Genomic DNA, 25864 nt, shown 5'->3' with positions numbered 1-25864 from the left:
CACGTGCCGGGCATCTTGCACAAACATGGGCGTTCGACCAACTAGTCAGCAAATCATTGGCAACACATGCGGCCTTGACCTAGCTGTTACCGGTGGGTACAACTACGTAACCATGCCGACGCATACCGCTCGGTCGGCCCATGAAGAAATGCACGCAGTTGGTAACGGACGTCATCACTATCGATGCGGAGTTCGCAGCCGCACGCAAAGCATTGTGGGACTTTTTCATGGACCCACAGACCTACACCCGGATGTTCCTCGGAATTGGAGACTGTGATCGCGCGGAAACCTCAGACACGCACCCCGTTCTCCTGATTCGGGCGCGGCACAACGGCATCGAGCTGGCCGTGCCCGCGCTCCAGCTTGTCGTCGGCAAGGAGCTGGAAACCTTCGAGCTACAGTGCCCTGGGCTGGGCAGTTTCGCCGCGATTCGACTACGCGGTGAGGAGGAACAGACCCGGGTCACCATCACCTACTTCGGCGCGGCGCGGATCCATCCGTGGATCGCCGAGCAGGACAACGCCGATGTGATCGACTGGACCATGGCCGGGCTGGACCGGATCGTCGACGCCATCGTCGGCGCGCCGACCTCGGTGTTGATCAACGGCGAGGAGTCGGGGACGAAACAGCAGGTCGATACGCTGAAACAGATGGTGTCGACCGGTGTCGTGCGCACCCTACGGCCCGACCGCGCGCTCAAGCAGGTGGGCGGACTGGCCAAGTGGGGATTCACCTTGGCCGGTGGTTACGCGGCCGCCGCCGGGCACTCGCCGAATCGCTTGGCGGTGGTGGACGACGTGTCCGCTTACACGTTCGGTCAGATGCACGATCGCACACACAAACTCGCCTCGGCGTTGACTTTGCTCGGCATCGGCGCGCGCGACAAAGTAGGGCTACTCTCGCGCAATCGCGTGGCAATGGTCGAGTGCATGGTCGCCACCGGCAAACTCGGCGTCGACACCGTGTTGCTGAACACCGGGTTGTCGGCCAGACAGATCGAGGACGTGGCCGATCGGCATGGGCTGTCCGCGATCTTCCTCGACGACGAATACGACGCGATGACCAAGTACGTGGCGTCCGGGGTGCCGCGTTTCTCGACCGGCCGGGAGTCGAGGTTCGAGCGCAACACCGTCGACGATCTGATCGCCCTCGACGCGCCGACGTTCTCCCGCCCGTCGCATCCGGGCCGGCTGATCGTGCTCACCTCCGGCACCAGTGGCACGCCCAAGAGCGCACAACGCCCGCAGCCCAAGGGATTCGGTACCGTGGCGGCGCTGCTGTCGCGGATTCCGCTGCGGATGGACGAGACCATGCTCATCCCCGCGCCGCTGTTCCACACCTGGGGGCTGGCGGCGTTGCAGATCAGCACCCCGATCCGGGCGAGTGTCGTACTGTCGGAACGGTTCGACGCCGAGGACTGTCTCCGGTTGATCGAGGAGCACGGCGTCACCTCGCTGATCGTGGTGCCGGTGATGGTGAACCGAATCCTGGATCTGCCCGCGCACATTCGGGATCGCTACGACACCTCGAGCCTGCGGGTGGTCGCGAGTTGTGGTGCGCCCCTTGCCGGTCCGACGGTGCTCAAGTTCATGGACGCCTTCGGCGACGTGCTCTACAACGTCTACGGGTCGACCGAGGTGTCCTGGGCCACCATCGCCGATCCGGCCGATCTGCGCGCTGCGCCGACCACCGCGGGCCGACCGCCGCTCGGCACGAAACTCGCTGTGCTGGACAAGGATCTGCGTCCGGTGCCGCGCGGTGTCACCGGACGCATCTTCGTGCTGAACCACATGCTGTTCGACGGCTACACCGACGCCAAGCCGCCCACTGAGTCGGGCGGCATGCTCGACACCGGCGATCTGGGCTACCTCGACGCGGACGGGTTGCTGTTCGTGGCGGGCCGGGACGACGAGATGATCATCTCCGGCGGCGAGAACGTCTTCCCGCGCCCGGTGGAAGAGGCGTTGTCGCATCTGCCGCAGGTGAGCGAGGTCGCGGTGGTCGGCGTGCCGGACAAGGAGTACGGCCAGCGGCTGGCCGCGTTCGTGGTGACGCGGGAAGGGTTCGGGCTCGATCGCGACATGGTCTGCAACTACATCCGCCATCGGCTCAGCCGGTTCTCCGTGCCGCGCGACGTGACCTTCCTGGAGGCGCTGCCACGCAACGCGACCGGAAAGATCCTGAAGCGCACGCTGATTCAGGCGAGCTGAGCGGTGGCCCAGCTCGGCTGACGGGTCAGTTCGACCGGCGGATCGTCTCCGGGGTCAGATCGGCGATTGTTGGATAGCCGTCTACCGCCATCAGCAGATCCGCCTCGGCGAGCAGCGTGCGGAGTACGTGCACGATGCCGTCGGCGCCGCCCAGCGCCAGGCCGTAGCAGTACGGGCGGCCGATGCCGACGGCCGTCGCGCCGAGGGCCAGGGCCTTGACAATGTCTGCGCCGGAACGGATTCCGGAGTCGAACAGCACGGGCAGGCCGTCGGCGGCCGCGACGACATCGGGCAGGTGCTCGATCGCGGGGATGCCGCCATTGGCTTGCCTGCCACCGTGATTCGAGCAGTAGATGCCGTCCACGCCCGCGTCCTTGGCGCGGCGGGCGTCGTCGGGGTGACAGATTCCCTTGAGCACCAACGGAAGATCGGTCAGCGACCGGAGCCAGGACAGGTCGTCCCAGGTGACCGGGTTACCGAACTGTGAAATCCAGGTCAGGATGGCGGTTTTCGGATCCTCCTCGGGGCTCTTCGCGAGCATCGCGCGGAATACCGGGTCGCTGAAGTAGTTCGCCAGACAATGGCCGCGCAGCTGCGGGAAGTTCGAGGTGCTCAGGTCGCGGGGGCGCCAGCCGGGAACCCACGTATCCAGTGTCACCACAATGGCTTTGAACCCAGCGGACTCGGCTCGGCTGACCAAGCTCTGCGCCAGGTCGCGGTCGGTCGGGGTGTAGAGCTGGAACATGCCGGGGGTGTCGCCGAAGTTGGCGGCGACGACCTCGAGGGGATCGACCGTCAGCGTGGACGCGACCATCGGGACGCCGGTGCGGGCCGCGGCCTGCGCGGTCGCGATATCGCCGTGGCCGTCCTGCGCGCAGAGTCCGATCACGCCGACCGGGGCCATGAAGACCGGGGACGGCAGCTCCAGTCCGAAGAGATCCACCGAGAGGTCGCGTTCCTTGGTGGCGCGCAGCATGCGGGGGATGAGGCCGAGCTTCTCGAAGGCCGTCGCGTTGGTGCGCTGGGTGAGCTCGTCGCCGGCGCCGCCCGCCACGTAGGACCACATGCCCGGCGGCAGCGCGGCCTGCGCCTTCGCCGCCAGGTCCGCGAAGGTCATCGGCAGGTCGGGCAGGACGCCGCTGAGGCCCTGGAAGTAGATCTCGTACTGGTAGTCACCGAAGTTGCCGGTCACGGCGCTCCCCTCCTCGTTTGATACATGAATGTATCCGATACATTTGTGTAGCGGTGTGAGTTGCCCTCTGTTCGCAATGCTCCGTACAGGGTCAGCCATCGGTTCGGGTCGATCAGTCCGACCGGTTCGTCGAGTCCGATCCCCGCGGTAGCGCAGGCGGCACGCACGGTGCGGGTCGGGAACTGCCGGCGCAACGAGCTCGCCAGTGAGCCCCCGACGCCCGAGAAGCCGAGCTCCACCACCCGTCGGTAGTCGGCATGTACCGAATTCGGCAGGAGTGGGCGAGGCCGCCGGTGCAGGTGCAGAATCGCGGTATCTACGCGGGGCACGGGATGGAAGCTGTGGCGTCCGATGCGGGCACCCAATTCCATTGCGACAGTGGGCCAATGGGTGACGGTGAGTTTGGTCCATCGGCCGTAGTCGCCGGAATGCTTACGGGCGAACTCCAATTGGGTGACCAGGGTCGCCGAAGTCAGCTGGCGGGCCGCCAGGCACCAGCGCACCATGTCGGTGGTGACGGCGAACGGCACATTGGCCACCACCGCGAACGGCTCCTCCGGTTCGCACACTGCCCGGAAGTCTTTGTGGAACAGCCTTATTCGGTCGTCGCCGTCGTAACGCCTGCGCAGGCGGTCAGCATAGTAGGCGTCTTTCTCGTAGGCGCGAACCCGGCCTGCCGAGCCGAGTAACTGCCTCGTCAACATCCCGTCGCCGGGCCCGATCTCGAGCACGAGATCCTCGGCCGTGACGCCCGACGCGCGCACGATCAATCGGGCGGCACCGGCATCGGTGAGAAAGTTCTGGGACAAGCGCTTACGGGTATCGCCGCGCGTAGTACGGGCGCGCGGCAGCGAACGATTGCGGGACATGGGTGTCCTCCGAACGGAGTGGTCGAATCAGAAGAAGTGATTCGCCCGGACCCATGCCAGGGCACATAAAACCGACGGTCATCGACCGCCGGTGCGGATCCCGATCAGAAGAGTCGGGACACCGGAGCAGAACGGTGCGCTGGCAGAGCCCAGGCATCCGTGCGCAGCCGCAGGTAATACACGCCCACCGCGCACACTCCGTTCATCTCCAAACTGCCCATACGCGCAAGATATCGCACCGCCGCCGCACTCCGCGACCGGTTTTCACTTCGCCGACCAACTAGCACCTGTGTCGCAGTGCCTGGTACTGGAGTACCGCAAAGACGGTGTACCAGTTTGGCTCTCTGGGGTGAGGTGTGTCCGGCCAGAGCTCCCTAGCGTAGGTCCTGCCAATCTGTTGGAGGATGAAATGCGCAGGCACACCTATATTTTCGGCGCAGTCTGCGCCACCGCCGCGCTGACGCTGTGCGCGTGCGGGACCGCCGATCACGCGGATACCGCGGCCAAGCCCAGCTATACCGAAGTACGAAACATTCTGCAGCAGTTGACCACTGCCGACGGCGCACCTGGAGCGCTGCTCGAAGTGAACGACGCGCGCGGCCGGACCGTGCTGACGAGCGGTGTCGCCGCCATCGGCACCCAGGCACCGATGGCGGGCGACAGCAGGTTTCGTATCGGCAGCATGACCAAGATGTTCGTGGCCACCGCGGTGCTGCAACTCGTGGGTGAGCAGCGGGTGGACCTCGACGCGCCGGTCGAGCAGTACCTGCCCGGACTGATCCGGGGCAACGGCAACGACGGGCAGGACATCATCGTGCGGCAGCTGCTCCAGCACACCAGCGGGCTGCCCGACTACTTGAACTATCTATCTCTGGATCATGTCCTGAAAAACCCACTCGAACAACATGATTCGCTGGAGCTAGTGCAAACTGCGCTGGCTCACCCGCGGCTGTTCCCACCGGGAACCGGCTGGGAATACTCCAACACGGATTATCTGCTGGCCGGGCTGCTCATCGAGAAGGTCACCGGCCGCCCGTACAGGGAGGCGATCGACCAGCGCATCATTCGGCCACTCGGCCTGCACGACACTTCCGTGCCCGGGAACGAACCGGGCATCCCGGGCACTCACCCGCAGGGCTACGCCAAGCAGGAAAACGCCGGTCCCATCGACCTATCCGAATTCAATCCGTCGATCGCGGGCGCCGCCGGGGGCATGATCTCCAGCGCCGCGGATCTCAACTAGTTCCTCGGCGCCCTCGTGAACGGTCGCCTCCTGCCCCCACTCGAACTCCAGGAGATGATGACGACCCGGCCGACCGGCAATTCGGACAATGACGCCTACGGGCTGGGTTTGCAGAGCACGCCGCTGCCCTGCGGTGGCTTGTACTGGGGACACGACGGCGGCATCCCTGGCTTCCAGACGATGGGCGTGATCACGACCGACGGCCGCAGCGCAACGATGATGGCCAACCTCTACCCCGGCGAAAGCGACGCACAGGACGCGGACATCCGTACCGCCCTCGCCACGGCACTGTGTGACAGTGGTCCCGCGAAACCCAAGCCCTGAACTAGGCCGATTGGAGCAGAGTCCGCCGCAGCGCAGCGACCAAGTCGTCGTCGACACCGAGTAGATCCGTCGTATACCCGCGCACAGAGCCATGTTCGGCCGCCAAGGCCGCGAGGAACAACCGCATCACCTCGGCCGGTGCCCGCCCGTACCAGGGCCAGGTCAGCTCCTTGTCGGGATACGCGGCCCGCCAGTCCGCGACGAGGCGCTCGGTGGCGAGCTCGGTGAGCGCGAAGTCCTCGATGATCTGCTCATCGGATACGCCGAGCAAGGTCAGCACGAGTGCGGCGAGCAGGCCGGTTCGATCCTTGCCGGACGCGCAGTGGAAGACCGTCGGGCCGTCCGCCTCGGCGATTACCTCGAGGGCTCGGCGGATTTCGTCGACACCGTCATTGGCGACTTCGAGGAAGCGCTCGGCGAGGTAGGGCCCGGCCTCGATGTCCGGACCGAGCGCCGCCTGATTGTAGGGGCGATGTTCGATGCTGAGGTTGTGGTAGTCGAGCGACTCGTGCTGCGGGACTCGGCCGCTCCGGTCGATCTCCCACGGGTAGCGCAGATCGATGACTGTCGTGACCCCAAGCTTCTGGAAGCTTTCCCAGTCCTCGTCGCGCAGCTTGCTCAACGAGTCGGAGCGAAACAGCCGTCCCCATCGCACAACCTGTCCGTCTTCGGTCGGGTACCCGCCCAGATCACGGAAGTTGTGTAGTCGTTCGAAAGCGATGTGTCTGTTCACCCAACGAACTCTATGTTCGCCGCCCACAACGCTGCTCGTGGATGTTCAGGAGGCAGGGACCGCGGACCATAGGGCACACTTTGATCATGAACCTGCGTTCGGTAGGCGACCTGGTCAGGGTGACAACTGCGGGCGAGAAGGTGGATTACCTGCTGTTCTGGGGACATCAGCCGGAGCGGAGCGGGCGGATCGGCGTGAGCTGCTTGAGCCAGTGGTGGCCCGCGCCGTTCGTGGTCGACGGGGTGGAGTTCGCGTCGGCCGAGCACTACATGATGTGGGGCAAGGCGCGGCTGTTCGGGGACGCGGAGAATGCCGAGCGGGTGTTGGCGGCGCGGACGCCGAAGGCAGCCAAGGCGTTGGGGCGAGAGGTTCGCGGCTTCGACGGGAAGCTGTGGAGCGCGCACCGATACGAGGTGGTGGTGCGCGGGAATGTCGCGAAGTTCGGGCAGCACGCCGAGTTGATGGAGTATCTGCTCGGGACAGGCGACCGGGTGCTGGTGGAGGCCAGTCCGGTGGATCGGATCTGGGGGATCGGCCTCGCGGCGGACAGTCCGCAGGCCGAGGATCCAGCACAGTGGCCGGGGCGGAACCTGTTGGGCTTCGCGTTGATGGACGCTCGGGCGGAACTACGCGGCGGTCAGCCGGAGCCGACCGACTGATCCGCGTTGGTGACGCGCTCCTCGTCGGCGCACGCGCGCCAGACCCGGGCCTCGGCGTAATTGCCTTGGCGGTCCAGGAGTTCGGCCAGGCCCGCCATCGCACGTGGTTCGCGGCGGTCCGCGGCGGTGCGCCACCAGCGTTCGGCGTTGGCCAGGTCGCCGCGGCGGAAACGGACTACGCCGAGGTCGTAGGCGGCGCCCGGGTGGCCCGCGTCGGCGGCCTGCGCCCACAGTCCGCACGCCTGGTCTTCCTCGCCGCGGCCGTACATGGCGACGCCGAGGTCGTAGAGGGCGGTCCGATAGCTGGTGTCTTCCTCCGGTACCGGGTCTTCCTCGACCGGTGGCTTGGCCTGTATCGGCCGGGTGGGCGCCGATTGAACGCCGGGGCCGTACTGGGCGTCGGAGCCGAGGTGCGGAGTCGGACCGGGCTGCGCATCGGCGTGCGGGTTCGGTGGCGGTTGTGCGGCAGCGGAATTCGCGGCGTTCGGGCTCGGCTGCGCGAACCCGCCGGGGTTGGTCTGCGCCGACTGCATGGTCGGGTGCGGTGCGCTGTTCGGCGTGGTCGAGGGGTATGCGCCGCTCGGATTCGTCGGCAGGTTCGGCATCGAGCGCAGCGGATGGGTGTGCTGGGCGTCCAGGGCCGGTTGCGGTTCCGGCGGCACGGTCGCCGGGGCGGTTTGCACCTCGACGACGAGGTTGGCGAAATTGGCGGGTCCCTCGCCGATGCTGCACCACAGGATGATTCGGCCGTCCGGGGTGCTATCGATGACGATGCCGTAATTGCCGACCCAGGACTTCTGCTCGCCGAAACTGTCGACCCAGACCGGTGTGAGCGTCACCAACGTGCCGGGGGCGGTGCCGATGATGTCGAAGCTGATTCCGCCGACGAGGGCATCGGACCACACGTCGACGCCGGCCAGGCGGCGACCGTTCAAGCCGACATAGCCGTCGACGACCGACAAACCCATGCCGAGGCCGCGCAATCCGGCCGGGGGAGCGGCGGACAGCAGCGTCACCGTGACTGTGGTCGGCTGCGGACCGACCTGCTCGGTGTACATCGGATAGACCTTGCTGCCACGTAAAACGATCGGTGCCGCGCTCTGATAGCGGGCGGCCAGCGGCCGGTCGTCGGGCGAATTCCGAGCGGCCCATGACGAATAGGGCTCGTTCATCCGATGCCCGCCTTTCCGCCGAATGCGTCTTGCCGTCCTTGCGCTGTTGCGGCGGGATATACCGTACCTGCCGCAGCCGGGAAAGGCGCAGCAATCCGGCGGCCCCCTTAACGCGACGGCGGTGTGCTGATATCGGGCGATCACACCGAGCGGGCGACGATGCGCTCCAGCGCGGCCAGATCCTTCTCCAACATGCGGAACAGCCAATACACGCCGACGAACGCTAGTGCGCTGCCCACGCACAGCGCCCGCAGTGCGACGATCACGGCCGGAATGTCCTCGGGTGGAATGAACGTCGCGCCCGCGACACCGAGCAGCGGGACGGCGGCGGCGATGGCGAGGAAGTAGGTGCTGCGGCGGTCGAGTTGTTGCAGTCGGCGCGCGTCCGCGGTGCCGAGCCCGCCGTGCCGGAGAAACATCGGATACAGCGAACGCACGGCATAGAAGTTCACCATGAAGTACGGATACGCCATGGCGATGGCACCGCACACGATCTGCGTGATGAAGAAGTGCACATAGGCTGCGCGGTGATGTGGTTACCGGACGCCTGCACCGAAATCGGAACCACCACGCCCGCGATGACCCAGAGCGCGAAGCAGGTCAGCACATTTCGCTTGCCGAGCTGCAATGTGTCGCTGCGTGCGCGGGCGAGGGTCGCCGCGTCGTACGTTTTCCCCTTACGCAGCCCTCGCGAAATCGACCACAGATTCGCGAGCAGGATATTGGTGACCACGAAACCGATCAGGAAGCACAGGCCGTAGGTGGTCAGCGCGATCTGATCGAATCGGTGCTGTGCCTGCGCGTCCAGTTTGCTGATGATCAGTGTCCGATTGTGGTTGTAGCTGTACCAGATCGCCAGCGCGTTCGGCACCGCGATGGCGAGCGCCATGATCGGGTGCATGAGTTGGCGCGCCCGCAGTCGCCAGCTGGTCGGCGGCGGGTCGGCGAGGTCGCGGGCTCTGGCGTCGAGGCAGACCTCCAGCTGCTGGGCCATGTCCGCCCCGCGCGGCCAGCGGTTGTCGGGTTCCGGGTCGAGCGCGCGCACCAACGCGCGCTCCAGCGCGGCCGGGCAGTCGGCCGGAAGATCCTGGTACGGCAGCGCTTTCGGGCTGCCGGAGCGGCGCTCCAGCATGCCGTCCAGCGCCGTGCGGTCGCCGCCGGTCACCGAGTCGTCGTCGAAAGGTTTTCGGCCGGTGAGCAATTCCCACAGGACCACCGCGAGAGCGTAGAGATCGCTTCGGGTGTCGAGATCCTCGGCCGTGCCCGGTCGATCGGGATGCACGGCGGCCAGTTGCTCGGGGGACATGTAGGCCAGTGAGCCGCCGAAGTAGGCGACCGGGCTGTCGCCCGAGACATTGCCGCTGAAGCTGATATTGAAGTCGGCTAGCTTGGGAATGCCGTCGGCGGTGAGCAGGACGTTCGCCGGTTTGATGTCGCGGTGCAGCACACCGGCATTGCCTGCGTAGTCGAGGGCCTCGGCCAGCCGCCGACCGAGCCAGGCGATGGTTTCCGGCCACGACAGCTTTGCCAGCTCCGCGCGCAGTGGTGATTCGCTCGGCCTGATCTCACCCTTCGCGGCGAGCACGGCGTCGATGACGTCCAGTAGCAACGTGCCGTCGCGTTGTTCGGATGGCGTCACTCGAACCCGCTCGAGGACGGTGTACAACGTCCCGCCCGGCACGTACTGCATGTACAGCAGCCGCAGCTTCCGTCTCTCCAGCACCCGCTGGTCGAAGACTCGAACGATGTAGTCGTGGTCCAACTGCGCCAATGTCTGTGGCTCGGTGCCCTTGTCGCGGGAGATCTTCACCGCGACCAGTCGCTGCATCGACCGTTGCCGGGCGAGGAACACCCGCGCGAACGCGCCCCGTCCGAGTCCGGTCATCAGATCGAAGTCGTCGATCTTCTGCCCGACCTCGAGGTCGTCGAGGTTCACCGGCTCGGCGGCCGACATCATCGTGCTGTGATAGTCGTCCGTCGCCAGCATCTCCGAGAGTTGTTCGGCCTGTTCGGGATACGCGGCGGTGTACTCCGCGACCTGCACCGAACTGCCCGCTCGCCGCCGGACGTGGAACTCCTCGTAGATGAGATCCGGCGGCAACGGCCAGGTCCGCAATTCCGGCAGATCCACCACGTACTCCGCGAGCCGTTTCGGCGCCGTGCCGCGGCCCCACCGATTGGCCAGATCGACCTTGATCAACTCGATCAACGACACCCGCCGGATGCCGGGCGAGTCCGGCAGATAAGCCAGCAGATCCGGCGGTTCGTCGCCCACCCGCCACGCCTCAGCAAACCGTTCCACCAGCTCGGCAACCCCGTTGCCACGCGAACTCCCGGGCGAACGGTCCGATGCGACCGTCGCCCCCGAAACCGGCGGGGCGGGGTGCGCCATCTGCGCATCGTAGCCCCGCCGTCACCGGCAAACCGGACGTTCGCCAGGAAACATCGCACGAAACAGGCCGTCAGCCCGGCTCCGTCAGTTCACGCGGAGATATAGCGACGGATTCGCCGGTCCATCCCGCACGGCTCGCTGGCGAGCACGGTCGACCTCCTGCTCGAGCGCCCGCTGGACAAGATGTAACCGTTGCTCGCTAGGGGTCGGTCAGCCTGGGCAGTAGCGTTGGTGGCGGTCTTACCCGTCGGCCTGTGCTTTGGGGAATGCCCATCGGGCGTAGGTGTTTTCGGGGCGGACGGTGATTACGTCGCAGGATTTGACCAGGGGGTCGGGGGTGCCGTCGAGGTGGTCGAGGGTCGGGGTTATCACTGCTTCGGCTTTGTTGATCTGGACGGCGGTCTCCAGTTGGTCGATGCGGTTATCGGTGTCCGCGTCGAAGAGGATGGTTTTGACCAGGTCGTAGCCGAGTCGCTTTGCGAGGCTTCGGATCTGGGTTTCGTCCCAGGCTTGCTGTGGGCCCGAGATGTCGCGCCGCAGGTAACCGAGTGCGGTCGGTTCTTCTGACGTCACCACCCCTCCTCGCAGTAGGAATCCAACCCGGCTTCGCGCATCGTCACACCAGTAGCCCGCCCCCGAGCTCCCTAAACCTATCCCTCTCGGGCCACGGAGAACACGGAATTCGCGTACTGATGGTCGACTGGGGAACATTCATCGCGGCGGAATACGGTACGCGAGGGGTTCGGGCGTGCAATCAGTCGTTGTGATGCGTTGTGCAGCAGGTAGTTTCGGGCAATCGTCCGGTCAGGCCTGACCGGTGTCGAAGCGAGCGACCTGCCCGCCGTCGACGGTGAACCGCCACTTGGTGCGCATATCGCCCCAGGTGTCGTTGTGGAAGTTGGCGATCAGCGAGTGCCCGTCGTCGGCTTCACTCTCGACTTCCATCTTGCCGTTGGCGGAGAAGATCTCCTTCTCTGCCCACTGGTCTAGGTCCTCGTCGCTGCCGTCGTCGGACATCGTGGCGTCCGGGGTCAGGGTGCCGCGGAACGTGCTGGGGTCGTTGCTGTTGACGGCTGTCACGAAGGCACGCACGGCAGGGTCGGTCAGCTGATCCGTCGGAATCATGAACCCAGTCTCGCACCCGCACCTGCGGGAATGTCACCGAAACCGGTAACCGTTCGGCTACCGATCGCAGCTGCGGGTTTATCTGTAACCGACGGTTGCAGATAACTTTGGGAGGATTCTGAGGGTGAACTTCAGTCGCGGATCAACACGCGGCCCCCCGAGATGTAGTTAGCGTACCCGCTGCCTCCCGCGTACGCCACCGGACCCGGCTTCGCGATAACCCAGTGAAACCGACCAAGCGCTTGCTACGCTCCCCGCATGATCTCCACGGCGGTGTGGGGCACCGGCAATGTCGGCCGAGCGGCTATTCGGGCCGTCGAGTCACATCCGGCGCTCGAACTCACGAGTGTGCTCGTGCACAATCCGGACAAGGTCGGGCGCGACGCGGGGGAGTTGAGCGGACTCGATTATCGAGTCGGCGTCGCGGCGAGCGATGACATCGACGCCGTGCTGGCGACGCAGCCGCGGGCGGTCGTGTACGCGGCGTCCGGTGATATCCGCCCCGATGACGCACTCGCCGACATCGTTCGAGCGATCCGCGCCGGCGCGATAGTCGTCACGCCCGCGCTGTACGCGCTCTACGACCCACGCAACGCACCGGCCGAGATCCGCGACCCGGTGCTGGCCGCGATCGCCGAGGGCGGCGGTTCGCTGTTCGTCTCCGGCGTCGACCCCGGCTGGGGCAATGATGTACTGCCACTGCTGATCAGCGGCCTCGGCGGCACCGTCGACGTGGTCCGCTGTCAGGAGATCTTCGACTACTCCACCTACGACCAGCCGGACTCGGTCCGCTACCTGGTCGGCATGGGCCAGCCGATGGACTACCAACCACCCATGCTCGCGCCCACGGTGCCGACCATGGTGTGGGGCGGGCAGATTCGACTGATGGCACGGGCGCTGGGTGTCGAACTCGACGAGATCCGCGAAACCCTGGCACGGCAAGAGCTCGAAACCACGATCACCACCCGATCGATGGGCGAGTTCGCGGCGGGCACGCAGGGCGCGGTGCGGTTCGAGGTGCAGGGCATCGTCGCGGGCGAGCCGCGCATCATCATCGAACACGTCACCCGCATCCACCCGTCCTGCGCGCCGGACTGGCCCGCGCCCGCCGACGGCGACGGCGCGCACCGGGTGATCATCGAGGGGCGTCCGCGCATCGAGGTCACCATCGAGGCGTCGGACGAGAACGGCAATCGCTCCGCGGGTGGAAACGCCACTGCTGTAGGCCGTTTGGTGAGCGCCATCGATTGGCTCGCCGACGCCGAACCCGGACTCTATGACGCGCTCGATATTCCACTGCGTCCGGCAGTCGGCAAACTCGGAAGGAAATATCCATGATCATCGATATCCCCGCGGGCAAGGACCCGATCGGTTACGTCTGGGGCGAAATGGTGCCCGGTATCGGCGTGGCCGCCGCGCAGTTCTCGATGTCGGTGTATTCGCACAGCACCCTCGGGCTGCGCGAATTCGAGGCCGCCCGGCTGCGCATCGCGCAAATCAACGGCTGCATCTTCTGTCAGGACTGGCGCACCGAACGCGACGGCAAAAAGGTGGAGCCGGAGTTCGCCGACGCGGTCACTGACTGGCGCCTCACCGATGCCTTCGACGAACGCACCAGGCTCGCCGCCGAATACGCCGAGCGCTATGCCCTCGATCATCACGGCATCGACGACGAGTTCTGGACCCGGATGCTCGCCGAGTACACCCAGGTCGAAGTCGTGGAACTGAGCATGAGTATCGGTTCATGGCTGGCTTTCGGCCGACTCAATCGTGTGCTCGGCCTCGATACCGCCTGTGTGCTGCCGGGACATTCGGCCGCCTGACAAACGATTACTCGGTGCGTTTCGGCGGCCACAGCGTGTTGTCCGCGGCGTCGTAAAGCTGGTATTCCGAACCGGATATCAATCCTTCGATCAATCGGCGCACCGCTGCCGCCGCGCTGTCGACGGCCGATCCGCGATGTCGGCGTCGATCCGCTCGGTCGGCCGCGGTCACCCGGACCGAATCGCCCGCGGCCTCGACATTGAGCATGGCATGCCGGTAGGCGGCGGGCACCCGGCTGTTCCATAGTTGCAGCCCGGCCACCACGAATCGGTGCAGCTGCTCGTCGACCGGTAGTCCGCCCTGGGTCCGGACGTAGGCCGGGACCTCGGCGGGCGAGTCGACGGCCCCCATCGGCAGCACTACGAAATCGTAATTCATCTATCCAACGGTAGCGCGACCCGTCGAAATATAGGCTGGGACAACCACTTTCCAACCGCTACTGTTTCGGCAGCCAGGCGGGTTGACCATCGACCAGCCCCGTCTCGAACAACTCCGGCGCGTCCACGACGGCCTGGAGATGATCGTGCGCCTCCTCGAGCGAAAGGCTGGCAGGGTAGCGGATGTATTCGAGGGTCGCGGCGATTCGGACCTCGAATCGATGGCGGAATTCGGCGTCGTCGACGTAAGTCAGTGCGACGCGTCCATGCCAGGCGAGATCGTGCGCGCCGTCGGAGCGGCGCGTGAAAACCACCTCCTGGTCGGCAACCGAATCGTGGCCCAGCAGGTAGATGTTGAAGGCAAGGAATTCGAGCTGATCGGACTCGAGGAGCGGAAGCGGGCCGGCCGTCAACTGTTGTGGCGTCAACGATTTCAGATGAAATGGATTTCCGGGCGTGGCGGCGAGGAATCCGGTGCCGTCGTCCTCGCCCCAGTAGGTGGACGACAACGTGCAACGCCCGTAGTTCTGCCATACCTCGGCCGAGGACCAATCATCGGCCCCGACAACACCTTCCCGTGCCCCTGCGGCAACATACTCCGCCGACCGCAGGTGCAGGTCGAACCATAAGTTGCCGTTCTCGTCGATCCGCCCGGTCCACGCGAACTCTTCGATCGCATGTCCGGCGGGCCACGGGTTTCCCGGAAACATAATCCGACCGATGGTCGGATTATGCTCCAGGTCGATCCTTTCCATGTTGACGAACCTAGCGACCGACACCGACAACCCGCGAACCAGTAGTCGCTTCGCGCCGTTTGCTCAGGCGTTGACCGCCGTCTCGTCACCGGCGTCCGGCACCTCCTCGACCGTGCGCTTCGGCCCGGTGAACCACTTGCGGGCCGAAACCAGCCACCAGATGCCGATCGCACCGACGACGCCGACCAACGCGATCGGGGCGTAATTGACGGTGTTCCAGGTGAACTCGCTGTTCCACGGATAACCACGGTCATCGGTGGGCAGGATGAACAGGAAGCTGATCAACACGATCCAGATCAGCGCGACGACGCCGACCGGCCGATACCAGCGACCGAGTTGCCAAGGACCGGTACGGAATCGAGTGCCGTGCACCTGCCGCAGCAGGATCGGGATGCCGTAGGCGATGTAGAGCCCGATGGTCGCCACCGAGGTGGCCGCCGCATAGGCGGTCGGCGCGTTCTCGGCGGGCACCAGCATCGACGGAATCAACAGCACGAACGCGAAAACCGAGATGAACAGCACCGCGTTCACCGGCACCCGCTTGGCCGAAAGTTTCGACCAGAGCGCCGATCCCGGCACCGCGCCGTCCCGGGCGAATGCGAACAGCATGCGCGAGGCCGAGGTGACCGAGGCGTACCCGCAGAACAACTGCGCGATCGCCGCGATGATCAGCAGCAGCCCGGACCAGAACGAATTGAGCGAGTTCTCCAGGATGTAGATCACCGGATAGCCGCTGTTCTTCGTCGGATCCAGGGCATCGTCGAGATTCGGAATCGCGAAGGTCACCGCCATGATGAGCAGATATCCGGCGATCGCCGACACCACGATGGTGTTGATGATGCCTTTCGCCGCCATCCGCGAGGCGTCGTGCGTTTCCTCGGACATGTGCGCGGACGCGTCGTACCCGGTGAACGTGTATTGCGCGTGCAGCAGGCCGAGCAGGAAGCTGAACGCCACTCCGCCGAACCCGACCCCGGCGTTGTCCACGGTCTTGGTGAACACGAACTCGACGCTCTGATGGTGATTCGCGCCGAACGCGAGCACCAGCACGAATATCGCCACACCGCCGACGTGCCACCACGCGGAGATGTTGTTGATCACCGCGGACAGATGCGGCCCGATCGCGTTCAGCACGGCGTGCAGCACCAGGATCACGATGAAGACCAGGAAGATCGCGGTCCGGTCGGTGCCGATATCGATGCCGATCACGTTCAGCACCACCGTCGTGAAGATCGCCGCCCCGTAACCGATGGCCGCGGTCACCGCGATCTGCCCGATCAGGTTGAACCACCCGGTGAACCAGCCCCAGACCGGCCCGCCGAGCTGCGACGCCCACCAGTACAGACCGCCGGAGGTCGGGTAAGCCGACGCCAATTCCGCCATCGCCATGCCGATGAACAACACCATGATGGAGACCAGCGGCCAGCCCCAGGCCATGGTGATCGGGCCGCCATTGGCCAAACCGATTCCGTAACTGGCCAATCCGCCGGTCAGGATGGAGACGATGGTGAAACTGATGGCGAAGTTCGAGAATCCGGACCAGGATCGGGCCAATTCTTGTTTGTAGCCGAGTTCGGCGAGCCGACGTTCATCGTCGGACGGAGACGGGTTATCACTCATGACTGCGCCTCGCTAGCGCTCGGCTCCGTCATGTGCGATGCACACTGTGTCATGATTCGTTCGCTTCGCTCACTCATATACAGCTCCCGGGTGTAAACACTGCCCTCACACAGCGTTTGCCAGATGATCAGTCTGAAGTAAACCCGGGTCAACCGCATGGCAACCAGGAATACCGCAGCAAATCGCGGCGACCCCCTCCGGCGGCCGAGCGGCGGTCCGCCGTAGCGTGACGGGTATGGAGCGACTGGTGGTCATCGGTGGTGATGCGGCCGGAATGTCGGCGGCCTCGCAGGCACGCAGGCTGAAGGACGCGAGCGAGCTGGAGATCGTGGTTTTCGAGCGCGGCCGGTTCGCCTCGTTCTCCGCGTGCGGCATCCCGTACTGGGTGGGCGGCGACGTGCTCGAGCGGGACTCGCTGATCGCCCGCACGCCCGAGGAGCATCGATCCCGCGACATCGATCTGCGGATGCGCACCGAGGTGACCGAGATCGACGTCGCGGGTGGCCGGGTGCGTGCCCGTGACCTCGAGTCCGGCACCGAATCATGGACGGACTACGACAAACTCGTCATCGCCACGGGTGCGCGCCCGATCCGGCCGCCGTTACCGGGCATCGACGCTCCGGGCGTGCACGGCGTGCAAACCCTCGACGACGGGCAGGCGTTGATCGACACCCTCGACCGTACCGAGGGCAAGCGCGCGGTGGTGGTCGGCGCGGGATACATCGGAGTCGAGATGGCGGAGGCGCTGATTCAACGCGGCTACGACGTCACCATGGTCCAGCGCGGTCCGGAGCCGATGTCGACGATGGATCCGGATATGGGCGCGCTGGTGCGAGATGCCATGTGCGGCTTGGGTATCAAGGTGATCGGCAATGCCGAGGTGACCGAGATTCGCACCGGCGAACAGGGTCTCGTCCGCGCGGTCGTCGCCGACGGCGTCGAGTATCCCGCGGATGTGGTGGTACTCGGTATCGGCGTGCGCCCGGACACGGACTTGGCGCGCGCGGCGGGTCTGCCGCTCGGGGAGTACGGCGGGCTGCTCACCGATCTGGCCATGCGGGTGCGCGGCCACGAAAACATCTGGGCGGGTGGCGATTGTGTCGAGGTGCTCGATCTGGTGTCCGGTCGCGAACGCCATATCGCGCTCGGTACCCACGCCAACAAGCACGGTCAGATCATCGGCACCGGCGTCGGCGGGGGCTACGCGACCTTCCCCGGTGTCGTCGGCACCGCGGTCAGCAAGGTCTGCGATCTGGAGGTCGCGCGAACGGGCCTGCGGGAGAAGGACGCTCGGGCATCGGGTCTGCAGTTCGTCGCCGTCACCATCGAATCGACCAGTCGCGCAGGCTATTACCCCGACGCCGCGGCGATGACGGTGAAGATGCTCGCCGAGCGGCGGACCGGTCGCCTGCTCGGCGTGCAGATCGTCGGCCGCGAGGGCGCGGGTAAGCGCGTCGACATCGCTGCCGTCGCGCTCACCGCGCGGATGACGGTGGAACAGATGACCGCCCTCGATCTCGGCTACGCGCCGCCGTTCTCCCCGGTGTGGGACCCGATCCTGGTGGCCGCGCGCAAAGCGGTAGCCGAGGTGCGCGAGCGCGGCTAGTGCTCAGGCCGCGTGGCGGTGCACCGCGAACACCGGGATCACCCGAGAGGTCTTCTCCTGGTATTCGGCGAAACCGGGCATGATCTCGACCATCTTGGCGTAGAGCGCGTCGCGTTCGGACACGTCATTGCCTCCAGTGATTGCGTTTCCTCGGACAACCACCGGGCAAGCGGCGAAATTCCGGCGCGACTTCAGTAGTCGGCCATCAGCTCCAGCAGATCGGCCTTGCCGAACATGACGGCGGCATCGCGGGCCGACGGGGTGCCCGCATCGGGGTCGGCGCCCGACTCGATGAGCAGTCGCGCGATCTCGGTCTCACCCTTGAAAACCGCACCGGCCAACGGGGTTTGGCCCTTGTCGTTGGCCCGGTTCGGGTCCGCGTCGCGATCGAGCAGCGCCGCGACGGCATCGCGATGGCCGTGGTAGGTGGCGAGCATGAGCAAGGTGTCGCCCGCGTCATTGGTTAGATCCGCGGACACCCCGGCATCCACATAGGTGGCCAGCGAGGCGGCGTCGCCCTGCCGCGCGAAGCCGAACACCTTGGTGGCCAGCTCGATGAGTTCCGGATCCATGTCAGCGCTCATTCGCCCATTCCTACCATGCCCGGATGACACTCAGCCCGAGGTCGACACCGGGCAGGCCGCCGAAGCCCCGCCCACCTGGTGTACCGGACGGGATAGGTCGGTATAGTCGCCGCGGATGAGTAGTGTGACCACCCGCGTTGAGCCGGAAGCCAAGAACCGTCGACTCGGCGTCGTTGGGTGGCTGGCACCGGTCCTCTGTATCGGGTTCGCCGCGTTCTGTCTGCTGCTGCCGACCTGGCCGTTCCACAAGATCACCGGTGGCTTCATCGACCTACAGGTCTATCGGCTCGGTGTGGACGCGCTACGCCACGGCCACGACATGTACGGACAGCTGCCGCAGACCACCATCGGCTTCGGGCTGCCGTTCATCTACCCCCCGTTCGCCGCGCTGGCGCTGAGCCCGTTCGCGCTGCTGCCCTGGCATGCGGCGGCGTTCACCTTCTTCGTGTCCTCGGTGCTCGCGCTCGCGCTGACGATGTACCTGGTCGCCCGCCGGGTGTGGCCCGGCGAGGATCAGCGCAAGCTCGTCCTGGTGGTGACCGCCTGTGCGACGCCGCTGGCGCTGCTGCTGGAGCCGGTGCACGCGACGCTGGACTTCGGCCAGGTGAATCTGCTGCTGATGGCGTTGGTCGCGGCCGACTGCCTCGCGATCAAACCGCGCTGGCGGCGCGGCATGCTGATCGGCATCGCCGCCGCCATCAAGCTGACCCCGGCCGCGTTCGTGCTGTATTTCCTGGTCCGCCGCGACTACAAGTCGGCCGCGACGGCCGCGGCGACCGGTGCGGGCGCCACCGCGCTCGGCTTCGCCTTGCTGCCGCACGACTCCGCGAAGTACTGGTTCGGCGGCATGGGCAATGTGTCCGGCCTGAGCGGATCGGCGTTCCACACGAACCAGTCGATCCAGGCTGTCCTGTCCCGATTGCAGGTGCCCAAGCCGGCGTCGACCATTCTGTGGCTGGTCCTCGGCGCCGCGCTGCTGGTGCTCGTCGTCGCGGCCATGCGCCGGGCGGTCGACTTCCCGCCGCTCGCGCTGGCCATCAACGCGGTCTTCACGCTGCTGCTGTCGCCGATTTCCTGGTCGCACCACTGGGTGTGGATCGCCCCGGCGCTGGCGGGCGCGATCGGCTACGCGATCGGGCTGCCGCGCCGTCAGGCCATCGGCTGGTGGGTGACCATCGCCGTCATCACGGCGGTCTTCGTCTACGGCCCGCAGAACTGGCTGCCCGACGGCGAGCATCGCGAAACCCAGTGGACGCCATGGCAACACATCGTCGGCAACACCTATGTGTGGTTCAGCGTCCTGCTCGTCGCGCTGTACTTCGTCGCCGGCCGCCGGACCGCCAAGGCCCCGGAACCCGCACCCGCACTGGTGCCGCAGCACTGATCCTGACCACCCGAGTGTTTGCTGCCGGGATCGCCGGGTAGGGCCGTCAGTGACGGCACCCGCCGTCGCCGACAGCATTACTCGAGGCAAGGAGGGATTCATGGCCGCCCGACGTGGCTTTGCCGCCATGGACGCGGAGCAGCAGCGCAAGATCGCCAGCCAAGGTGGCAAGGCGAGCAGCGGCAGCTTCGACAACGACCCCAAGCGCGCCAGTGAGGCAGGCAAGAAGGGCGCGGCGGCTCAGCCGACCGCGGCCAAACGCCTCGGCGGCGAACGCAGCCACCTGAACCGATAGTCGAAACAGTCGATGGGCGAGGCACCGGCCTCGCCCATCGTCGGTCTCCGATGGGGATGGCACTCGATGTGCTTGCGCAGCACCGTCGATGCCGCGCAAGCGCGGTGCAAGGGTGCCGCAATCGTGCGACGGCACAGTCGGATTCATGAACGAGACATTTGATGTAGTGGTGGCCGGGGCTGGACCCGTCGGGCTGATGCTGGCATGCGAATTAGGGCTCGCCGGGGTGGACGTCCTGGTGGTCGAGCGGCTCGACGAGATCGATCCGACGCTCAAGGCCGCCGGGATCAATGTGCCGACCGCGCAAGCGCTCTACCGGCGTGGGCTGCTGCCGGAATTGCTCGCCGGCCAGAAGGTAGCGCGGGAGCGGATGGGGTTGCCCGTGGCGTCGAGCACCGAGGCGACCGGTGCCGAGCGGCCGAAGCCGCCGTTCATCGGGCATTTCGCGGGCATCATGCTCGACGTCGACGTCGTCGACTTCGAGAATCCCGCCTTCGCCGACCTGGGCCCCGCCGCCGACGTGTTCTTCGTGCCGCAGCAGGACATCGAGGCCATGCTCGGGCGACGCGCCGCCGAGTTGGGCGTCACCGTGCGACGCGGCGTCGAGCTCACCGACTTCACCGACGACGGCGACGGTGTCACAATCCGGCTCGGCGACAACACCATTCGCGCCGGCTGGCTGGTCGGTTGCGACGGCGGGCGCAGCATCGTGCGCAAGCTGACCGGATTCGATTTTCCCGGCCTCGACCCGGAACTGACCGGGCATCAAGCCATCGTCGAGATGACCGGGGCCGAAGGGCTGACGGCAGGTTGGACGACGACCGACACCGGCATGTACGTATACAACCCGACGATGGGTCGCGTCCTCACCGTCGAGCTCGACGGACCGCCCGCCGACCGTAATGCGCCGATCACCGCCGCGGAGTTGCAGGCGAGCCTGCGCGCCGTGTCCGGTGTTCCGGTGGAGATCACCGCCGTGCACTCGGCCACCCGGTTCACCGACAACACCCGTCAGGTCACCGAATACCGCAGGGGCCGAGTGTTACTCGCAGGCGATGCGGCACATGTGCATTCACCGTTCGGCGGGCAGGGACTGAACCTCGGCGTCGGCGACGCGGTGAATCTCGGCTGGAAGCTGGCCGCCGTGGTGCACGGCCGGGCGCAGCAGAAACTCCTCGACACCTACACCACCGAGCGGCACCCGATCGGCGCCTGGGTGCTGGACTGGACCCGGGCTCAGGTCGCCCTGATGCGAACCGACAAGCGCAGCAGGGAACTTCGCGCGGTGCTGACCGAACTGCTGACCACCCGCGAGGCCGCGACCGTGGTCTTCCGGAAGATCTCCGGCGTGCTGCACCGCTACGACCTCGGCGGCGGGCACGAACGCGTCGGCGCGCCCGTGCCGGACTTCGAGCTGTCGGACGGCACCAGGATCGGTACGCACTTCATCGAAGGCGCGGCGGTCTTGTTCGACCTCGCCGACTCGGCCGAACTGCGTGCGCTGGCGGCGCCGTGGTCGGCGCGGGTGCGGGTGGTCACGGCCAAGGCGGTCGAGCCGCGCGATCTGACGGCGCTGCTGGTTCGTCCCGACGGGTTCGTGGCTTGGGCCGCCGACTCGGATAGCCAGGATGGCCTGGCAGCGGCGCTGACTCGCTGGTTCGGCGCTCCGGCATGAGTGCGGAGGGCCGGAATCCCGTTGTCCCAGCCGGGGTTCCGGTCCCATCGATCACTTCATCTCCCGCTGGAGCACCTCACGCTAACAGTGCGTCGGGTGGGCGGGATAGACGCTGAAAATGGTGGCTTCCGTCGTCCAGGTGGCGCGTGGCTTCCGCTCATGCCAGCTCCAGCCGCGGGCCGATGTGGATCGCGAGGTACACCTGGTTGCGCAGCGCGTTGGCCTCCTCGTCGGTGAGCGTGCGCGTCAACGGCCGGAGGATCAGTCGCACAACGGCATTCGTCTGGCCCGGCGCGATGCCGAGGCGGTCCCTTGCCTTTTCGGAGAGCTCGGCCCACGGCGTCCGTGCCGTGACGAGCACCGACTCGATGTCGTCGACCCGGTCGTGCAGCGCCTTTCGCACCGCGTCGCCGAGGGTTTCGTCGTCGGTGTCGTCGGCGATCACCACCGACAGGTCGCGGCGGATCGGCGGCAGCATCGAGACCGGCCGCCACGGCAACAGATCCCGCAACTGCTCGGCGATGCGTGGGTTGTCGGACCGCAGGTAGCGGATATCCGGAATTCCCTTGCGCAGCATCAGTGCTCGGTCCAGGCCCATGCCGAGCGCGGTGCCGGACCAGCGCGCGGGATCGAGCCCGGCGCCCGCGAGGACGTGGTCGGCGATCAGGCCGCATTCGGCGAGCTCCAGCCAGTCGTCGCCGAGTCGCACGTCTACTTGCCGTCCGAGGGCGGTGTAGGGGTGTTCGGCGGGCGTGGTGCGCCATTCGGCACCGGGCAGCACGGCCTCGACCAGATGGGCGACCATCTCCCGCACGTCGTCGTCGCCGGTGTCCGGGCTCGAGCGCAGCCGCCAGAGGTCGACCTGATGTGGTTCGCCCACGTGGATCCGGTCGACGACGTCCCTGCGGTAGACCAGGCCGGGGATGACGATGAGGTCATCGACGGTGGCGGTGACTTCGGCGTAGCGCCGCAGTGTTTCGGGGATGTCGGCGCTGGTGTGGCTGCGCAACATGGTGGTCGGGCTGACGTAGCGGGTGTAGCGCGCGTCGCGGGTGACGTCGGCCGGGTCGTATCCGAGCTTGTCGTAGTTGTCGATGACGGCAACGAGGGGCGAGTTGCGCACCACGCGCACCTCCGACGCCCACGCGCGGACGAGTGCGTCGACGGTCCCGTTCAGCAGGGCCTGCATGGCGTGCGGCCCCTGCGCGGCATCGCTGAGATCGCGCACGGTCAGCGCGCGCGACAGATCCAGTGGGGTGAGATAGGTAGGCATGAGTAATTCCTCTGGTAGCCGGTCGGATTCGGTGAAACCCCCGAACCGACGACGGCCACAGGAACTACGTGAGCGGACGCACGCAGCAGACCCCGCGGCCGACTGACGGCCCGGGGCACAGAAATCGCGTGCACGTATTCATGAGCCAAGCTTAAGGGATCAACCGTCCGATCGACCAGCCGCCGACAAATTTTTGAATGATCGGTCAAAATGAAGTAGCGTTGCCGGAGTGGGCAGAACGAAGGAATTCGATCCGGACGAGGCGCTGCGGACGGCGATGGAGCTGTTCTGGCGGCAGGGTTACGAGGCCACGTCCATGCAGGACCTGGTCGAGCACCTGAAGCTGGGTCGCGGCAGCATCTACGGCGCGTTCGGCGGCAAGCGGGAGCTGTATCTCAAAGCGGTGGAACGCTATGTGGACGACACTCGGGCCGGATTGCTCGCGCAGCTTTCCGTGCCGGGGTCCGCGCTCGCTGCGGTCCGCGCCATGGTGCGCTGGTACGCGGAGTCCTCGCTCGCCGATGAGCAGCGAAAAGGCTGTCTGATGACCAACACTGCGGTCGAACTCCCGGCGGACGAGGGTGCGCGTCGACTGGTGACCTCCAGTTTGGAAACCATGGAGACGGTGCTCACGAGCGCGCTGCTGCGGGCTCGGGCGGAGGGGGAGTTGTCGGCGGATCGAGATCCGGTCGCGCTGGCCAGGTTCCTCGTGACGCTGCTGCAAGGGATTCGGGTGGTCGGCAAGACACCCGTTCGGCAACGTTTCCTCGATGACACCGTCGAACAGGCGCTGACCCTGCTCGGCTGACCTACTCGGTCGTTCCGCACCACATCGCCCAGTCGGGCAACACCTCCCGTCCGGGCATTGCTATGCCTATTTACTGGACTGATCGTTAAAGAAAAGGGAATTCTGTGACGCATACCGCCCCCACCGATGCCGAGCTGGCCGCCTCGCTGGCCGGCGACTTCACCAGTGCCTACGCGGAGGTCAACGGCACCCGCCTGCATCACGTCACCGGTGGTGCGGGGGAGCCGTTGATCCTGCTCGGCGGCTGGCCGCAGACCTGGTGGCAGTTCCGAAAGATCATGCCGGAGTTGGCTCTTCACTATCGGGTGACCGCCGTGGACCTGCGTGGCATGGGTGGCTCGGCCAAGCCCGAATCCGGCTACGACAAGAAGACGATGGCGCGCGACATCCACGAACTGATCCAGCACCTCGGCCACCGGTCCGTTCGTGGTCGGGCACGATATCGGCGCTTCGCTCGGCTATCACCTCGCCGCCAACTTCCCCGAGTCGGTGCGGCGGCTGGTCACCGTCGACCTGGGTGTGCCCGATCCCAGCTGGCAGGCGATCCCGATGTTGCCCAGCAGCGACGACCAGGAGGCGGCGCTCGAGCACGGGCGCGGCGGTTATCCGTGGTGGTTCGCCTTGAATCAACTGCGTGAGTTGCCGGAAAGGCTACTGGCCGATCGCTTTCGGCTGATCATCGATTGGCTGTACGGGCACATGCTGGTCGATCAGTCGTCCGTCGAGGAGGAGGCGCGACGCATCTACGCGCATGCCTACGATTCGCCGGACGCCATCCGTGCGGGCAACGGCTGGTATCAGACGATGCGCCGAGACATTGCGGACCTCGCCACCTATGCGCCGGTGACCGTGCCGATTCTGACCTTGGCGGGTGAGGAGTCGTATCCGGCTCTGCGCGAACAGATGTCGTCGGACAAGGGCACCGATATCCGGGTCGTGAAGGTCGAGGGGAGCGGTCACTACATCGCCGAGGAGCAGCCGGAGCAGGTGTTGCGTGAGTTGGCTGTGTTCTTCGCGCCGAGCGCGGTAGCGGGCTCCTAGGTCTGGTTGTGTCGCAACGGGTTCCGAGCTAGTGCTCGGGCCCCGCCGACAGGCGCTCGGCGACGTCGGGGAGCCGGGCGACCATCGAAATGGTGAACTCGGCGAGCAGATCGATGAGGCCGTCGCGGTCGACGTCCAGGCCGCCGTCGAGCCAGACGAGGACGAGTTCCGCGGCGCCGCCGGTGATCAGCTGCGAGGTCGCGGCCACGGCGGTGTCCTGGCCCGCAGGCAGGTCGAGCACTAGGCGGGTCTGCTCGATGATGACGTCGGCGACCCGGCGCATGCCGTCGAAGCGGCTGCGCATCAGGGCCTCGCTGCCGTAGGCCTGGGCGAAGACGACCTGCGCCCGGCGCGGGTCGTCGGTGAGCTCGATGATGAGCGCGGCGACACCGGCGCGGATCTTGTCCGACGGCCCGCCGTCGGTGCCCGCGACAGCCGCGCGCGCGGTGTCGAGGGCGGTGTCCTGGATTTCCAGCAGTAGCTCGGAGGCGAGCGCGTCCAGATCGGGGAACGCCTCGTAGAAGAAACGGGGTCCGACCTTGGCCTGTTCGCAGAGGCCGCGCACGGTTAACGCGGACAGCCCCTGGGTGCCGACGATATCGAGGGCGGTGTCCAGTAGCCGCCTGCGCCGATCCTCCTTGCGCTCGGCGGTCGAGGTGCCGCGGTAGGTGCCGCTGAATGCTCGGGTCACCCGAGCAGCCTT

General features: G+C 66.3%; 23 protein-coding genes and 3 pseudogenes. 12 read left to right on the top strand and 14 right to left on the bottom strand.

Annotation, left to right across the window (positions count from 1 at the left end):
• Nucleotides 1-158 precede the first annotated feature (158 nt).
• The gene (locus ACQPW1_RS31045) at nucleotides 159-2210 is read left to right on the top strand and encodes an AMP-binding protein (RefSeq protein ID WP_433665370.1); all 2052 of its coding nucleotides are present in this window, start codon (nucleotides 159-161) and stop codon (nucleotides 2208-2210) included.
• A 25-nt stretch (nucleotides 2211-2235) separates the two neighbouring features.
• Here ACQPW1_RS31045 and ACQPW1_RS31040 read toward each other — a convergent pair whose 3' ends face one another.
• Nucleotides 2236-3402, bottom strand: a complete 1167-nt coding sequence (locus ACQPW1_RS31040) for a lactate 2-monooxygenase (protein WP_433655313.1) — start codon at nucleotides 3400-3402, stop codon at nucleotides 2236-2238.
• Nucleotides 3399-4271: a 23S ribosomal RNA methyltransferase Erm gene (erm, locus tag ACQPW1_RS31035; protein ID WP_433655312.1), complete on the bottom strand. Its 873-nt coding sequence runs from the start codon at nucleotides 4269-4271 to the stop codon at nucleotides 3399-3401. The genes ACQPW1_RS31040 and erm overlap by 4 nt, the downstream gene beginning before the upstream one ends.
• A 409-nt stretch (nucleotides 4272-4680) precedes the next feature.
• Between erm and ACQPW1_RS31030 the strand changes: the two are divergent.
• A pseudogene (locus ACQPW1_RS31030) lies at nucleotides 4681-5838 on the top strand (serine hydrolase domain-containing protein).
• 1 nt (nucleotide 5839) lies between these two features.
• On the opposite strand, the gene ACQPW1_RS31025 reads toward ACQPW1_RS31030, so the two are convergent.
• Nucleotides 5840-6571 (bottom strand): tyrosine-protein phosphatase, encoded by a 732-nt coding sequence (locus tag ACQPW1_RS31025; protein WP_433655311.1) that lies wholly within the window; start codon nucleotides 6569-6571, stop codon nucleotides 5840-5842.
• A gap of 86 nt (nucleotides 6572-6657) precedes the next feature.
• On the opposite strand from ACQPW1_RS31025, the gene ACQPW1_RS31020 reads away from it, so the two are divergent.
• Nucleotides 6658-7230 carry an NADAR family protein gene (locus tag ACQPW1_RS31020; RefSeq protein WP_433655310.1) on the top strand — a complete coding sequence of 191 codons (573 nt, stop codon included), beginning with the start codon at nucleotides 6658-6660 and terminating at the stop codon, nucleotides 7228-7230.
• Here ACQPW1_RS31020 and ACQPW1_RS31015 read toward each other — a convergent pair.
• The 4 genes and pseudogenes from ACQPW1_RS31015 to ACQPW1_RS31000 form a co-directional block, all read right to left on the bottom strand.
• Nucleotides 7209-8402: a tetratricopeptide repeat protein gene (locus ACQPW1_RS31015; protein WP_433655309.1), complete on the bottom strand. Its 1194-nt coding sequence runs from the start codon at nucleotides 8400-8402 to the stop codon at nucleotides 7209-7211. The genes ACQPW1_RS31020 and ACQPW1_RS31015 overlap by 22 nt on opposite strands.
• 140 nt (nucleotides 8403-8542) lie before the next feature.
• Nucleotides 8543-10794: pseudogene (locus ACQPW1_RS31010) on the bottom strand (serine/threonine-protein kinase).
• A gap of 240 nt (nucleotides 10795-11034) precedes the next feature.
• Nucleotides 11035-11367: a hypothetical protein gene (locus ACQPW1_RS31005; protein WP_433655308.1), complete on the bottom strand. Its 333-nt coding sequence runs from the start codon at nucleotides 11365-11367 to the stop codon at nucleotides 11035-11037.
• A 231-nt stretch (nucleotides 11368-11598) separates the two neighbouring features.
• Nucleotides 11599-11919, bottom strand: a complete 321-nt coding sequence (locus ACQPW1_RS31000; RefSeq protein WP_433655307.1) for a nuclear transport factor 2 family protein — start codon at nucleotides 11917-11919, stop codon at nucleotides 11599-11601.
• Between the two features lie 258 nt (nucleotides 11920-12177).
• Here ACQPW1_RS31000 and ACQPW1_RS30995 point away from each other — a divergent pair, with 258 nt between their 5' ends.
• Nucleotides 12178-13257 (top strand): NAD(P)H-dependent amine dehydrogenase family protein, encoded by a 1080-nt coding sequence (locus tag ACQPW1_RS30995; RefSeq protein WP_433655306.1) that lies wholly within the window; start codon nucleotides 12178-12180, stop codon nucleotides 13255-13257.
• A complete protein-coding gene (locus ACQPW1_RS30990; RefSeq protein WP_433655305.1) occupies nucleotides 13254-13742 on the top strand; it encodes a carboxymuconolactone decarboxylase family protein in 489 nt (162 codons plus the stop codon). Before ACQPW1_RS30995 ends, ACQPW1_RS30990 begins: the two co-directional genes overlap by 4 nt.
• Before the next feature lie 7 nt (nucleotides 13743-13749).
• On the opposite strand, the gene ACQPW1_RS30985 is transcribed toward ACQPW1_RS30990, so the two are convergent.
• The 3 genes from ACQPW1_RS30985 to ACQPW1_RS30975 all read right to left on the bottom strand — a co-directional run bounded on the left by ACQPW1_RS30985 (nucleotide 13750) and on the right by ACQPW1_RS30975 (nucleotide 16495).
• Nucleotides 13750-14121 carry a hypothetical protein gene (locus ACQPW1_RS30985; RefSeq protein WP_433655304.1) on the bottom strand — a complete coding sequence of 124 codons (372 nt, stop codon included), beginning with the start codon at nucleotides 14119-14121 and terminating at the stop codon, nucleotides 13750-13752.
• Between the two features lie 58 nt (nucleotides 14122-14179).
• Nucleotides 14180-14875, bottom strand: coding sequence for a hypothetical protein (locus tag ACQPW1_RS30980; protein ID WP_433655303.1), 696 nt, complete (start codon nucleotides 14873-14875; stop codon nucleotides 14180-14182).
• Between the two features lie 63 nt (nucleotides 14876-14938).
• Nucleotides 14939-16495 (bottom strand): amino acid permease, encoded by a 1557-nt coding sequence (locus tag ACQPW1_RS30975; protein WP_433655302.1) that lies wholly within the window; start codon nucleotides 16493-16495, stop codon nucleotides 14939-14941.
• Nucleotides 16496-16730: 235 nt separating this feature from the next.
• Here ACQPW1_RS30975 and ACQPW1_RS30970 point away from each other — a divergent pair, with 235 nt between their 5' ends.
• Nucleotides 16731-18101 (top strand): FAD-dependent oxidoreductase, encoded by a 1371-nt coding sequence (locus ACQPW1_RS30970; protein ID WP_433655301.1) that lies wholly within the window; start codon nucleotides 16731-16733, stop codon nucleotides 18099-18101.
• Between the two features lie 3 nt (nucleotides 18102-18104).
• Here ACQPW1_RS30970 and ACQPW1_RS30965 read toward each other — a convergent pair whose 3' ends face one another.
• Both ACQPW1_RS30965 and ACQPW1_RS30960 read right to left on the bottom strand, forming a co-directional pair.
• Nucleotides 18105-18224, bottom strand: a complete 120-nt coding sequence (locus ACQPW1_RS30965) for a nitroreductase/quinone reductase family protein (RefSeq protein WP_433655300.1) — start codon at nucleotides 18222-18224, stop codon at nucleotides 18105-18107.
• 68 nt (nucleotides 18225-18292) lie between these two features.
• Nucleotides 18293-18685, bottom strand: coding sequence for an ankyrin repeat domain-containing protein (locus ACQPW1_RS30960; protein WP_433655299.1), 393 nt, complete (start codon nucleotides 18683-18685; stop codon nucleotides 18293-18295).
• 115 nt (nucleotides 18686-18800) lie between these two features.
• Between ACQPW1_RS30960 and ACQPW1_RS30955 the strand changes: the two genes are divergently transcribed.
• From ACQPW1_RS30955 to ACQPW1_RS30945, 3 genes are all read left to right on the top strand, one after another.
• The gene (locus ACQPW1_RS30955) at nucleotides 18801-20069 is read left to right on the top strand and encodes a glycosyltransferase 87 family protein (RefSeq protein WP_433655298.1); all 1269 of its coding nucleotides are present in this window, start codon (nucleotides 18801-18803) and stop codon (nucleotides 20067-20069) included.
• A gap of 100 nt (nucleotides 20070-20169) precedes the next feature.
• A complete protein-coding gene (locus ACQPW1_RS30950; protein WP_378725710.1) occupies nucleotides 20170-20364 on the top strand; it encodes a general stress protein in 195 nt (64 codons plus the stop codon).
• Nucleotides 20365-20509: 145 nt separating this feature from the next.
• On the top strand, nucleotides 20510-22039 hold the full coding sequence (locus tag ACQPW1_RS30945; RefSeq protein WP_433655297.1) for an FAD-dependent monooxygenase: 1530 nt from the start codon (nucleotides 20510-20512) through the stop codon (nucleotides 22037-22039).
• 157 nt (nucleotides 22040-22196) lie between these two features.
• Here ACQPW1_RS30945 and ACQPW1_RS30940 read toward each other — a convergent pair whose 3' ends face one another.
• On the bottom strand, nucleotides 22197-23312 hold the full coding sequence (locus tag ACQPW1_RS30940; protein WP_433655296.1) for a hypothetical protein: 1116 nt from the start codon (nucleotides 23310-23312) through the stop codon (nucleotides 22197-22199).
• Between the two features lie 229 nt (nucleotides 23313-23541).
• Here ACQPW1_RS30940 and ACQPW1_RS30935 point away from each other — a divergent pair, with 229 nt between their 5' ends.
• From ACQPW1_RS30935 to ACQPW1_RS30925, 3 genes and pseudogenes are all read left to right on the top strand, one after another.
• The gene (locus ACQPW1_RS30935; protein ID WP_433655295.1) at nucleotides 23542-24120 is read left to right on the top strand and encodes a TetR/AcrR family transcriptional regulator; all 579 of its coding nucleotides are present in this window, start codon (nucleotides 23542-23544) and stop codon (nucleotides 24118-24120) included.
• A gap of 104 nt (nucleotides 24121-24224) precedes the next feature.
• A pseudogene (locus ACQPW1_RS30930) lies at nucleotides 24225-24530 on the top strand (alpha/beta fold hydrolase); the annotation flags it as partial.
• A gap of 16 nt (nucleotides 24531-24546) precedes the next feature.
• Nucleotides 24547-25161, top strand: a complete 615-nt coding sequence (locus ACQPW1_RS30925) for an alpha/beta fold hydrolase (protein ID WP_433655294.1) — start codon at nucleotides 24547-24549, stop codon at nucleotides 25159-25161.
• A 28-nt stretch (nucleotides 25162-25189) separates the two neighbouring features.
• Here the strand turns inward: ACQPW1_RS30925 and ACQPW1_RS30920 are convergent, their stop codons facing one another.
• Nucleotides 25190-25852, bottom strand: coding sequence for a TetR/AcrR family transcriptional regulator (locus tag ACQPW1_RS30920; RefSeq protein WP_433655293.1), 663 nt, complete (start codon nucleotides 25850-25852; stop codon nucleotides 25190-25192).
• Between the last annotated feature and the right edge of the window lie 12 nt (nucleotides 25853-25864).

Source organism: Nocardia sp. CA-128927 (assembly GCF_050955855.1).
Taxonomy (GTDB): domain Bacteria; phylum Actinomycetota; class Actinomycetes; order Mycobacteriales; family Mycobacteriaceae; genus Nocardia.
Note: the sequence above shows the minus strand (reverse complement) of the source record. Positions and strands in the feature narration are given on the sequence as shown.

Bases quoted from the DNA above. Each gene is read 5' to 3' on its own strand.
- ACQPW1_RS30940 (WP_433655296.1), bottom strand. From the start codon at position 23,312: ATGCCTACCTATCTCACCCCACTGGATCTGTCGCGCGCGCTGACCGTG.
- ACQPW1_RS30950 (WP_378725710.1), top strand. From the start codon at position 20,170: ATGGCCGCCCGACGTGGCTTTGCCGCCATGGACGCGGAGCAGCAGCGC.
- ACQPW1_RS31015 (WP_433655309.1), bottom strand. From the start codon at position 8,402: ATGAACGAGCCCTATTCGTCATGGGCCGCTCGGAATTCGCCCGACGAC.
- ACQPW1_RS30970 (WP_433655301.1), top strand. From the start codon at position 16,731: ATGGAGCGACTGGTGGTCATCGGTGGTGATGCGGCCGGAATGTCGGCG.
- ACQPW1_RS30990 (WP_433655305.1), top strand. From the start codon at position 13,254: ATGATCATCGATATCCCCGCGGGCAAGGACCCGATCGGTTACGTCTGG.
- ACQPW1_RS30960 (WP_433655299.1), bottom strand. From the start codon at position 18,685: ATGAGCGCTGACATGGATCCGGAACTCATCGAGCTGGCCACCAAGGTG.
- ACQPW1_RS30955 (WP_433655298.1), top strand. From the start codon at position 18,801: ATGAGTAGTGTGACCACCCGCGTTGAGCCGGAAGCCAAGAACCGTCGA.
- ACQPW1_RS30945 (WP_433655297.1), top strand. From the start codon at position 20,510: ATGAACGAGACATTTGATGTAGTGGTGGCCGGGGCTGGACCCGTCGGG.
- ACQPW1_RS30985 (WP_433655304.1), bottom strand. From the start codon at position 14,121: ATGAATTACGATTTCGTAGTGCTGCCGATGGGGGCCGTCGACTCGCCC.
- ACQPW1_RS31020 (WP_433655310.1), top strand. From the start codon at position 6,658: ATGAACCTGCGTTCGGTAGGCGACCTGGTCAGGGTGACAACTGCGGGC.
- ACQPW1_RS30975 (WP_433655302.1), bottom strand. From the start codon at position 16,495: ATGAGTGATAACCCGTCTCCGTCCGACGATGAACGTCGGCTCGCCGAA.
- erm (WP_433655312.1), bottom strand. From the start codon at position 4,271: ATGTCCCGCAATCGTTCGCTGCCGCGCGCCCGTACTACGCGCGGCGAT.
- ACQPW1_RS31000 (WP_433655307.1), bottom strand. From the start codon at position 11,919: ATGATTCCGACGGATCAGCTGACCGACCCTGCCGTGCGTGCCTTCGTG.
- ACQPW1_RS30995 (WP_433655306.1), top strand. From the start codon at position 12,178: ATGATCTCCACGGCGGTGTGGGGCACCGGCAATGTCGGCCGAGCGGCT.
- ACQPW1_RS30980 (WP_433655303.1), bottom strand. From the start codon at position 14,875: ATGGAAAGGATCGACCTGGAGCATAATCCGACCATCGGTCGGATTATG.